The following is a 10,299-nucleotide window of genomic DNA, read 5'->3' as shown; positions in this document are numbered from 1 at the left end:
TGCTTATTGTGTTTAAACACTCATAAATTAAGCACTATTTATGCATTTAACCTCACTGTTTATTTTTGACTTCTTTTTCCTCCCATAGTTGGAGGGGCGAACTCGTTTGTGAAAGAAAAGTCAAAAACAAACAGAAAGCCTCCCAAATCGGGAGGCTTTTTTATAAGGAAAGAATTGATGACTGACCAACCTATTTCCCTCGAAGAAATTCGTTTACGCTTGAATGAGTTGGATGACCAACTTCTCAGCTTATTGTCTGAGCGCCGTAAACTCAGCATTGAAGTAGCCAAAAGCAAAGTACAAACCTCAAAGCCTGTTCGCGACGCCGTCCGTGAACAGCAATTATTGGTCAAGCTGATTTCTAATGGCCAAGATAAATACGAACTTGACGCGCAGTACATCACCAAACTTTTCCATACCATCATTGAAGACTCAGTTCTGCTTCAACAAAGTTATCTGCAAAATCTCGTTAACCCACAGCAAAGCCGTAAGCCACTTGCTCGCGTCGCTTTTTTAGGAGCCAAAGGCTCTTATTCGCACTTGGCAAGTCGCGAATACTTCAGTCGTAAAAATACGGAGCTTATCGAGCTCAACTGCGAGCACTTTAAAGAAGTGACTCAAACGGTTGAATCTGGCCATGCTGATTATGGCGTTCTGCCAATCGAAAACACCAGCTCAGGCTCTATTAATGAAGTGTATGACTTACTACAACACACGACGCTTTACATCGTTGGAGAGCTAACTCAACCAATCGAACACTGCTTGGTTGCGAAAAAAGACATTCGTCTGGAAGATATTAAAACGCTGTATTCTCACCCTCAGCCACACCAACAGTGCAGTGAGTTTTTAAGCCGTATGAAAGGGGTAAAGCTGGAATCCTGCGCGAGCACAGCAGATGCAATGCAGCAAGTCCAAGAGATGGATCGTGATGATGTGGCTGCAATTGGTAATGCATCAAGCGGTAAGCTATATGGCTTGCAAGCAATTCAAGGCAACATCGCAAACCAAACCGAAAACCATACTCGCTTTATCGTGGTTGCTCGTAAACCGGTTGAAGTTTCTACTCAGATTCCAGCAAAAACCACATTGATCATGTCGACCTCCCAAGAGGCAGGCTCATTGGTTGAAACACTATTAGTGCTGCAACGTTACGGCATCAATATGACCAAGCTGGAATCACGCCCAATTATGGGGAACCCGTGGGAAGAGATGTTCTACGTAGACTTGACATCACATCTTGCTTCGACAGAAATGCAACAGGCACTTGAAGAGCTAACAAAAATCACTAAGCACTTGAAAGTATTAGGCTGTTACCCGAGTGAGAACGTAAAGCCTACGCAAGTAAAATTGAGTTAATAGACACCAGTGAGTAAAAAGATCATGGCAACCCAAAAAGTCGTAATCGCATCGCTAAACCCAGCCAAAATTAATGCAGTTCAAAGTGCATTTCGTAATGCATTTCCGCATCAAGAGTTCAACTTCGTTGGCATCAGTGTACCGAGTGAGGTCGCAGATCAGCCCATGACGAATGAAGAAACTCATCGTGGTGCGCTAAACCGCGTTAAAAACGCAAAAGTAGAGATGCCAAACGCGGATTACTATGTCGGTCTCGAAGCGGGAATTGAAGCAAACGTGACGTTTGCTTGGATGGTGGTTGAGTCAGAGACTCACCGCGGTGAATCTCGTTCTGCAAGCTTAATGTTGCCGCCAAAAGTCTTGGAAAAACTCAAGGATGCGAATGAGTTGGGAGATGTAATGGACAAAGTGTTTGGTACTGATAACATCAAACAGAAAGGTGGCGCTATTAGCCTACTAACCCAAAACCAGCTAACTCGAAGCTCGGTCTATCACCAAGCCTTGATTCTGGCTTTGATTCCATTCACAAACCCTGAGCACTTTCCTTCAAATTTATAACACTCAGCCTATTCTCTAGATACGCAAAAGGGCGGATATTTCCGCCCTTTGTAATACGTTATCTTAGTCAATTGTAACACCAAGGCCTAAAAGCAAATTGGATATACTGTCTACTTAGATACCGCAACTTGTTCTAACAAGACTTTCAACTTGTCTTTTTCTTCATCAGATTTCGACTTTAGTTCGTTAGAGCCACGAGTAATGGTGGCAATGCCCACACCAAGCATCTGACTGATCTGACGTTGAGATAATTCTCCTTTAAGAAGTTCGTTAATTATATTAACGCGTGATATTAATGACTCTCTCTCATCACGTGACATCAGCATTGTTAACAGCATGTCATCTTGCTGGGTGCCCATACTTGTTCGAATTAGCTCAATAATCTGTTGCCAGTCTTTGTACTCGGGTTCGTGCGACATCAAGTTACCTCACTCAATACTTGGTATTGATCTCATGTTGATTCAAGAACGCGCCATCGATACCCAAAAGATCACGATAGTATGTTTCAAACATCAAGATGTTTTGTACATAACCGCGCGTCTCTTTAAATGGAATTGCCTCAATAAAGGCATAAGCATCCACTTTTCCTTGGGTACGCTCTCGCCACGTTTTTACTCTGTTAGGACCTGCATTATAAGCAGCAAGAGCAAAAATACGATTATTATCGTAATCCTCTAATAAACCTTGCAAATAATGGCTACCAATTTCGATATTTTTTCCTACATTGTAGAGATCCTGCGTACCTTGATAACTCAACTTATATTTACGTGCCGTGTACTTCGCCGTCGCAGGCATGATCTGCATAAGACCACGAGCGCCAACTGGAGAGCGGGCTTCAACATCTAACGCACTTTCCTGTCGAGCGAGAGACATCATCGTGACGGGATCAATGTTGTGCTTTTTCGCATAAAAGTTAAACCACCAGCGGTGTGCTATTGGGAACCTAAGTTCGATATTATCCCACATCTGCGCTTGAATACTCGCGGTCACCGTTAGGTGATGCCAACGTTTAAATGATGCATAAGCCGCCAACATCGCCTTTTCATCTTTCCCTACGCGGCGCAGTAAGTGTGCCCATTCACTCTTCGCTGCTGCGATTTTATCCGTCGCGATCAACTCTTCGATACGAGCTAACGAGTCTTGATAGGGTTGAACAACTTTCTTATCCAACTTAACCGTATGCGTTGGGTATTTGATTGATTGCCCGATTGCATTGGCGGCAGCCACACTGTAGAAGTTTCGTTGCCCAAGCAGAGTTGCTAAACGCTGTTTCCCCGCGATGTCATCACCTAACGCTATTTCACTTCTTCCAAGCCAATATTGCCAGCGTAGCGTGGCTTGTTCTTCTTTATTTAGAACAGCAATCCACTCTTGTACGCCTTTCCAATCTGCATTTTGAATCGCTAAGCGGATGCGCGTTTCAATCAACGGTAAGTACTGACTGGTTTTCGTTTTATCATCGCGCCATTTAGCTAATGACTCAGACTCCGTACGAGTCAATCGAAATGCAATATAGTCGGCAAGTTCTTGCGCTTTTTCTGGAGAAAACTTCTGTCCTTTAATGACGGCATCGTACGCACCTTGTGCTTGGCTAGTGTTCATACGAGCCAACTTTTCTAACGCATATTCACTTTGCGCTCGATTAAAATCATTCGCAGGTTTTTTCTTCGCGAATTCCGCAACACTTGAAGGATTATCAAACAACGCTTTCATTTCTTTGGCTTGTTGCTTTGCCTGCGCTGATTTAGGCAGTTTGAGCAAGTAACTCATCAAACCGCCATTACGAGCATCAAACGCCAGTAACATACGCTGTAGAATCAGTTCATCGGTACGCTCACCCGCCTTGTCCCATGCCGCAAATAATGGGTCACACTCATCAGCAATGCTGATGCCACGTAACCACATATGTTCAGCCCCTTTAAATGCCGCGACTTTCTTGCCTTGCTTTAACTGGGCGACGTAGAAAATACATTGGTAACGCTCACCACTAGGAATGACTTTTTGAAACTCAGTAATAGTTTTCCAATCTTTTTGCTTATAAAGATGATTGAGGTATGGAGCGCGAACTCGACGAGAAAATGGAAAAGACTCGTGCTCAGAAATAAACTCGTTTACCTGTTGTGGTGACTTTTCCGGTAACTGTCTAATAAAAGTGCGGTAATCCACATAAGGCGTTAGTGGATAGTCAGAAATTTTAGGACGAATCGAAAGGTATCCGTCGATGTCATTTTTATCTAATAAATCTTGAGCTTGCTCATATACTTCGCGCTGCTTTTCCAAACTCAGCGCGGCATTAGCACTCAAACTCATAGCACACAACGCGGCGGCGCAGCATACGTTTTTAGCCAATTCAGATACGTTGAATCTCATTTGTGTCATTTTCCCCAGACATATACTGCCCTAAAGCCTAGTTTTGTTAGAGTTCATGTGATGTTAAGGCAATTTTCACACATGCATCTATTTACACAGAATGCAGATGTCCATGTAAAGCAACTTAGTGTATTAAAAATTGTACTCGTCAAACTTTTAAGACGATGGAGACAAAGCGTTTCTAACTCGCATAGAAAACACTTCGTCATTCTTAACGAATAACAAAAGTGTATACCCTAACCGTGTAAGTTTCCGGTCAGCTCAAAATAAGAAATCCATTCGTTAGGGAAATTCTTGCAATGCGGTAACAAAAACAAAACACTTGGTATAAAATGATGGGTTTGAATGACAGTTAATTTAGGAACGATCGGCAATGGCTGAATACGTATATACCATGTCGCGGGTGAGCAAAATTGTGCCACCTAAGCGTCAAATTCTTAAAGACATCTCTCTGAGCTTCTTCCCTGGTGCGAAAATCGGTGTTTTAGGTCTGAACGGTGCAGGTAAATCCACACTGCTACGTATCATGGCAGGTATCGACACGGATATCGACGGTGAAGCGCGTCCACAACCTGGTCTAAACGTAGGTTACCTACCTCAGGAACCAGTATTAGACGAATCAAAAACCGTTCGTGAAGTTGTTGAAGAAGCGGTTGCTGACGTTGCTGACGCTCTGAAACGTTTGGACGCAGTCTACGCAGCATACGCTGAACCAGATGCAGACTTCGACGCACTTGCAAAAGAGCAAGGCGAGCTAGAAGCTCTTATCCAAGCGAAAGATGGTCATAACCTAGAAAATGCGCTTGAGCGTGCAGCAAACGCACTACGTTTACCTGAATGGGACCAAAAAATTGCGCACCTATCAGGTGGTGAACGCCGCCGTGTGGCTATTTGTCGCTTGCTACTTTCTAAGCCAGACATGCTATTGCTTGATGAACCTACCAACCACCTAGATGCAGAATCAGTTGCTTGGCTAGAGCGCTTCTTAGTGGATTACACAGGTACCGTAGTGGCCATCACCCACGACCGTTACTTCCTAGATAACGCTGCGGGCTGGATCTTAGAACTGGACCGTGGTGAAGGTATCCCATGGGAAGGCAACTACACCTCATGGCTAGAGCAAAAAGACGCTCGTCTACAACAAGAAGCCTCCCAAGAGAGTGCTCGCCAAAAGACTATCGAGAAAGAGCTTGAGTGGGTACGTAAAAACCCTAAAGGTCGTCAAGCGAAGTCAAAAGCACGTATGGCTCGCTTTGAAGAACTGCAAAGCTCTGATCACCAAAAACGTAATGAAACCAATGAACTATTTATCCCACCAGGTGAGCGTCTAGGTGATAAGGTTATTGAAGTGAAGAACCTGACCAAGTCATTTGACGGTCGAGTTCTGATTGATGACCTGTCATTCAGCATCCCTAAAGGTGCAATTGTTGGTATCATCGGTGCTAACGGCGCAGGTAAATCGACGCTATTCAAGATGTTAAGTGGTACTGAACAACCAGACTCGGGCACAATTGAGATGGGCGATACAGTAAAACTGGCATCGGTCGATCAGTTCCGTGACAGCATGGACGATTCTAAAACCGTATTCCAAGAGATCTCTGAAGGTGCTGATATCATTAAGATCAACAACTTCGAAATCCCAGCTCGCGCATACTGTTCACGCTTTAACTTTAAAGGCAGTGACCAACAAAAAATTATTGGTGAACTATCGGGTGGTGAGCGTAACCGTGTCCACCTTGCGAAGCTTCTTAAAGCGGGCGGTAACGTGTTGCTACTCGACGAACCAACCAACGACCTTGACGTTGAAACACTGCGTGCTCTAGAAGAAGCATTACTAGAGTTCCCTGGTTGTGCAATGGTTATCTCGCACGACCGTTGGTTCCTTGACCGTATCGCGACTCACATCATTGACTACCGTGACGAAGGCCAAGTTAACTTCTACGAAGGTAACTACACAGAGTACATGGATTGGTTGAAGAAAACATTGGGTCCTGAAGCCGCAGAACCACACCGTATCAAATACAAGCGTATTGCAAAGTAATCGCAACCCACAAAGTTTGATTGTAATTTGTACAAAGGCCGCTATCATAGCGGCCTTTGTTTTCTTTGTTATAAAAAGAGCTCATTAGCCCGTCTCGTTCGTTAAGAACATGACATAGCACTTACGTCACTCTGTAGCGACCTCGACACTTTTCAAACAACAATCGAACATTTTTTGTTCGTATTGATATACTATTCAATTCTGTTTGACGACCTGACGAGAATATTCATATGACAGAGAGACGACGCTTTTCACGTATTCTCCATCAAGCTCCAGCTAAGATAGAACAACGTGACTTGGCAATTGAAGCTAGGATTCAAGATCTTTCCTTGCATGGTTTACTCATGCAAGTGGAAGAGACTGAGGCTTTGGATCCAACCCTTCCAGTCCATGTGACTTTTTCATTTGATCAATCCGAACAAGTGATTACGTTAAAAGCGCAAATTGTGAATGTCTCTAAGTGTGAGATTAGGTTGAAGATCGCTAAGATAGACATCGAAAGCATTAGCCAACTAAAACGATTTATAGAATTGAATGTAGGCAATAACGACCTTCTGAATCGAGAGTTAGAGCACCTCTCTGGTTTTTAGGAGAAAAATAAATGAACGCCTATTTAAGTAACAATAACTATGTCTAAAAAAATCATCATGCAGATCCCGACGAAAGACGGCGATCAGCAGTTCTATTTGGGCCGCAGTTCGGTCCTAGCAGTATTTGCTTCAGTATTGGCATTACCCGCCGTCGTTGGTGGCGCGTGGTACCTTAATCAGCAGCAGATGCACAATAAAGACGAACTAACACAAATCATCGCCAAACTGGAAAGTGAAAAGGCCGAAGTGACGGCTCTTTACGAAGAGCAGCTTGATACCAATCATTCGCTTTCCCAGTCTTTGACGGACAAAAACAATCAAATTCAGCTATTGGGCAAACGGGTATTCGACGTTGAATCGGTTTTAGGTCTCGCAGACGAAGAGTTGATGATCGATGAGAACAGCATGGGGTTAGAGGAGCGAATTGACGCAGCCGCTATCGATTCTGCTGTTCGAGCGACGATGTTCCGTTTGATACCAAATGACAGCCCAGTCACATACCAACGTATTTCTTCTTCTTACGGCAGTCGTATTAATCCGATTTCAGGTAAGAGGCATGTTCATACTGGTATCGATCTGACTTGTAAAAGAGGAGAAGAGATCCTGGCACCGGCTGACGGTGTGGTGGAAACCGTTCGCCCGAGCAATCGTGGTTATGGTAACTATGTCACCATTCGTCACTCATTTGGCTTTATGAGCTCCTTTGCTCATCTACAACGCTTCAAAGTGAAAAGCGGTCAGTTTGTTAGTAAAGGCGACATCATTGCTCAATGCGGTAACTCTGGCAACTCCACAGGGCCACACTTGCACTATGAAGTACGCTTCCTCGGACGAGCACTCAACCCTCAATACTTAATGGAGTGGACGCCAGAAAACTTCAATGACGTCTTTGAAAAAGAGAAAAAAGTGAAATGGGGACCTTTGGTTCAATTGATTGATAACGTTGTACGCCTACAAGTCAATTTAACCAATTCACCCTATCGCGATACCAGTATCAACACAGTATCAAGTGAAGATACGAGTAATACTGCGACGAACTGATTTGTCCATCAACACGAAAAAGAGCAGCTTACGCTGCTCTTTTTGTTTCGGACTCTGCACGGCTAAATGACCCGTGATTAGCCGCGATGAATATTATCATTCGCCTGTTTGAGTAAGTTTTGGCTCTCATTCATAAATTGTTGAGAATAAGTACCAAACCAATCACTCACCTGCTTAAAGCTTTCGATGAATCGCGCTTTGTCTCTGCTATCCAGAATCGCTACCGCATCACCTAAACGCTGATGGAATCGCTTGATCATATCGATATTCTCTTGAGAAGAGAAAATGATATCACCGTACAAGTTCGGATCCTGACCAAACAGTCGTCCCACCATCGCCAATTCAAGGCGGTAGATTGGCGAGCTTAACTTCAACAACTGATCGATGTTCGGGTTCTCTTTGCTTAGGTGCATACCGTAAGCAAACGACGTGAAGTGGCGCAACGCCTGAATCAACGTCATGCCATGATCGTGCTCTTGTGCATCGATTTGGCACAAGCTTGCGCCCCATATCCCAAACTGTTGCAATAGCCATTGGTAATGCTCGTGACCACGGCCATCACAGTACACAATAACCTGCTTGGCAAGGCTCGGAACATCTGGGCCAAACATTGGGTGCAAACCAACCACAGGACCTTGATGCACATTCAACATTGCTTGCAGAGGCTTCGACTTGATAGAAGTCAGGTCACACAGAATACAGTCTGGCGGCAAGTTCCCCAGTTTTTCGATCACCCCTTCCGTTAGATGGATCGGCACCGTGACCACGACTAAACCCGCGTTGTCTAGAATCTCATCTGCATGATCCCAGTCTTTACTACCGAGAACTTTGACCTGGTAGCCCGACAATTTGAACATACGCCCAAAGAGGCCACCCAATTGACCATTACCACCAATAATAACAACTGAGCGTAAATCAGGGTTCAAACACTTAAAACCGGAATCTTTCTCGCTGGCATAAGACTCACGCATTGTTCGACGCAGAATATCTTCAATAAGCTGTGGAGGAATTCCCATTTTTTCAGCTTCAGCGCGACGAGAAGCTAACATCGCCGCTTCGCGGTCTGGAGCATAAATTGGCAAACCATGTTCGCTTTTTACTTCCCCAACTTTCTCTACGAGCGCTAAACGCTGAGCCAATAGCTCCAACATTTGCTTGTCGACTGCATCAATCTGATCGCGTAATGCGTTAAGTTCAACTGCCATTGATGTTCCTTAAATCCTGTATTAATTAGCCTTTAGACGATTTTCTAAGAAAGGCACTAGCTCTTCATGTGCATGACGTAATAGTGCCTCAGTTGAATCCCAATTGATACATGCGTCAGTGATAGATACACCGTATTTCATCTCTTCAAGAGCTAAGTCAGAAGATTGATTTCCTTCATTGATATGGCTTTCAATCATAAGACCGATAATAGATTTATTGCCTTCACGGATTTGATGAATCACATCCTCCGCGACTAGTGGCTGGCGACGGTAATCTTTACGTGAGTTGGCGTGACTGCAATCCACCATTAATGAAGCATCAAGACCAGATTTCGCCATCTCTTGCTCACACTCAGTGACGGATACCGAATCGTAGTTAGTTTGCTTGCCGCCACGTAAGATCACATGTCCATTAGCATTGCCCTGGGTGGTTAATAGTGCGACTTGTCCCTCACGATTAATTCCCATAAAACGGTGGCTAGAGGACGCAGCTTGCATCGCGTTAATTGCGGTTGCCAAACTGCCATCCGTGCCATTCTTAAAACCGATTGGCATAGACAGGCCGCTTGCCATTTCACGGTGAGTTTGTGACTCCGTCGTACGAGCACCGATGGCTGCCCAGCTAAAAGTATCCGCCAAGTATTGTGGGCTAATTGGGTCTAGAGCCTCAGTCGCGAGCGGGATTTCCATCTCTGCCAGCTCCACCAGAAGTTCGCGTCCAACATGCAGACCGTGTTCAATATCGAAACTGCCGTCTAGGTGTGGATCATTGATCAGGCCTTTCCAGCCGACCGTGGTGCGCGGCTTCTCAAAGTAAACACGCATAACAATATACAGTTGGTCACTTAGTTGTTCAGAGAGTGCTTTAAGGCGCTTTGCGTAATCCTTCGCCGCTTCTACGTCGTGGATAGAACATGGACCGCATACAACAAGCAGGCGGTGATCCTTCTTGTGAATAATATTAGCGATAGTTTGACGAGACTCTTGAATAAAGCGACGTGCTTTTTCACTCAAAGGAAGCTTGGTTTTTAGTTCCTCCGGAGTAATAAGAACCTGTTCTTCGATAATATTAATATTGCTCAACTCACTTTTCTGCATAACTCTAACCTGTATATTTATTTTTACACCCAACCAAACC

9 protein-coding genes and 1 other annotated feature are annotated in these 10,299 nt (G+C 44.4%); of the genes, 5 read left to right on the top strand and 4 right to left on the bottom strand.

The window, feature by feature from the left end:
• Positions 1–43: 43 nt before the first annotated feature.
• Positions 44–165 (top strand) — a sequence feature (Phe leader region).
• Positions 166–177: 12 nt separating this feature from the next.
• Together pheA and yjjX are read left to right on the top strand one after the other, a co-directional pair.
• Entirely contained in the window at positions 178–1,356 is a 1,179-nt protein-coding gene (gene pheA, locus CAG68_RS04165) for a prephenate dehydratase (RefSeq protein WP_086046542.1), read from the top strand.
• A gap of 24 nt (positions 1,357–1,380) precedes the next feature.
• Positions 1,381–1,914, top strand: a complete 534-nt coding sequence (gene yjjX, locus CAG68_RS04160) for an inosine/xanthosine triphosphatase (protein WP_025768441.1) — start codon at positions 1,381–1,383, stop codon at positions 1,912–1,914.
• Between the two features lie 110 nt (positions 1,915–2,024).
• On the opposite strand, the gene trpR is transcribed toward yjjX, so the two are convergent.
• Together trpR and sltY are read right to left on the bottom strand one after the other, a co-directional pair.
• On the bottom strand, positions 2,025–2,333 hold the full coding sequence (gene trpR / locus CAG68_RS04155) for a trp operon repressor (protein ID WP_005381892.1): 309 nt from the start codon (positions 2,331–2,333) through the stop codon (positions 2,025–2,027).
• Positions 2,334–2,346: 13 nt separating this feature from the next.
• On the bottom strand, positions 2,347–4,293 hold the full coding sequence (gene sltY / locus CAG68_RS04150; protein WP_042521869.1) for a murein transglycosylase: 1,947 nt from the start codon (positions 4,291–4,293) through the stop codon (positions 2,347–2,349).
• Between the two features lie 364 nt (positions 4,294–4,657).
• Here sltY and ettA point away from each other — a divergent pair, with 364 nt between their 5' ends.
• From ettA to CAG68_RS04135, 3 genes are all read left to right on the top strand, one after another.
• Complete coding sequence (gene ettA, locus CAG68_RS04145; RefSeq protein WP_005381894.1) at positions 4,658–6,325, top strand: energy-dependent translational throttle protein EttA; 1,668 nt, start codon at positions 4,658–4,660, stop codon at positions 6,323–6,325.
• 230 nt (positions 6,326–6,555) lie between these two features.
• The gene (locus CAG68_RS04140; protein ID WP_086046540.1) at positions 6,556–6,915 is read left to right on the top strand and encodes a PilZ domain-containing protein; all 360 of its coding nucleotides are present in this window, start codon (positions 6,556–6,558) and stop codon (positions 6,913–6,915) included.
• Between the two features lie 39 nt (positions 6,916–6,954).
• Positions 6,955–7,956, top strand: coding sequence for a M23 family metallopeptidase (locus CAG68_RS04135; RefSeq protein ID WP_005381900.1), 1,002 nt, complete (start codon positions 6,955–6,957; stop codon positions 7,954–7,956).
• A gap of 77 nt (positions 7,957–8,033) precedes the next feature.
• On the opposite strand, the gene tyrA is transcribed toward CAG68_RS04135, so the two are convergent.
• Together tyrA and CAG68_RS04125 are read right to left on the bottom strand one after the other, a co-directional pair.
• Positions 8,034–9,161, bottom strand: coding sequence for a bifunctional chorismate mutase/prephenate dehydrogenase (gene tyrA / locus CAG68_RS04130; protein ID WP_086046539.1), 1,128 nt, complete (start codon positions 9,159–9,161; stop codon positions 8,034–8,036).
• A gap of 21 nt (positions 9,162–9,182) precedes the next feature.
• The gene (locus CAG68_RS04125; RefSeq protein ID WP_005381904.1) at positions 9,183–10,259 is read right to left on the bottom strand and encodes a 3-deoxy-7-phosphoheptulonate synthase; all 1,077 of its coding nucleotides are present in this window, start codon (positions 10,257–10,259) and stop codon (positions 9,183–9,185) included.
• Positions 10,260–10,299: the final 40 nt, after the last annotated feature.

The sequence above is a fragment of the Vibrio sp. V42_P2S4T144 genome (assembly GCF_009904715.1).
In the GTDB taxonomy this organism is placed as follows: Bacteria; Pseudomonadota; Gammaproteobacteria; order Enterobacterales; family Vibrionaceae; genus Vibrio; species Vibrio alginolyticus.
The sequence above is the reverse complement of the archived record's forward strand: the minus strand, read 5'-3'. Positions and strand labels throughout refer to the sequence as shown.

Excerpts from the sequence above, each read along its gene's own strand:
- ettA (WP_005381894.1), top strand. The coding sequence starts at position 4,658 with ATGGCTGAATACGTATATACCATGTCGCGGGTGAGCAAAATTGTGCCA.
- tyrA (WP_086046539.1), bottom strand. The coding sequence starts at position 9,161 with ATGGCAGTTGAACTTAACGCATTACGCGATCAGATTGATGCAGTCGAC.
- CAG68_RS04125 (WP_005381904.1), bottom strand. The coding sequence starts at position 10,259 with ATGCAGAAAAGTGAGTTGAGCAATATTAATATTATCGAAGAACAGGTT.
- trpR (WP_005381892.1), bottom strand. The coding sequence starts at position 2,333 with ATGTCGCACGAACCCGAGTACAAAGACTGGCAACAGATTATTGAGCTA.
- sltY (WP_042521869.1), bottom strand. The coding sequence starts at position 4,293 with ATGACACAAATGAGATTCAACGTATCTGAATTGGCTAAAAACGTATGC.
- CAG68_RS04140 (WP_086046540.1), top strand. The coding sequence starts at position 6,556 with ATGACAGAGAGACGACGCTTTTCACGTATTCTCCATCAAGCTCCAGCT.
- pheA (WP_086046542.1), top strand. The coding sequence starts at position 178 with ATGACTGACCAACCTATTTCCCTCGAAGAAATTCGTTTACGCTTGAAT.
- yjjX (WP_025768441.1), top strand. The coding sequence starts at position 1,381 with ATGGCAACCCAAAAAGTCGTAATCGCATCGCTAAACCCAGCCAAAATT.
- CAG68_RS04135 (WP_005381900.1), top strand. The coding sequence starts at position 6,955 with ATGTCTAAAAAAATCATCATGCAGATCCCGACGAAAGACGGCGATCAG.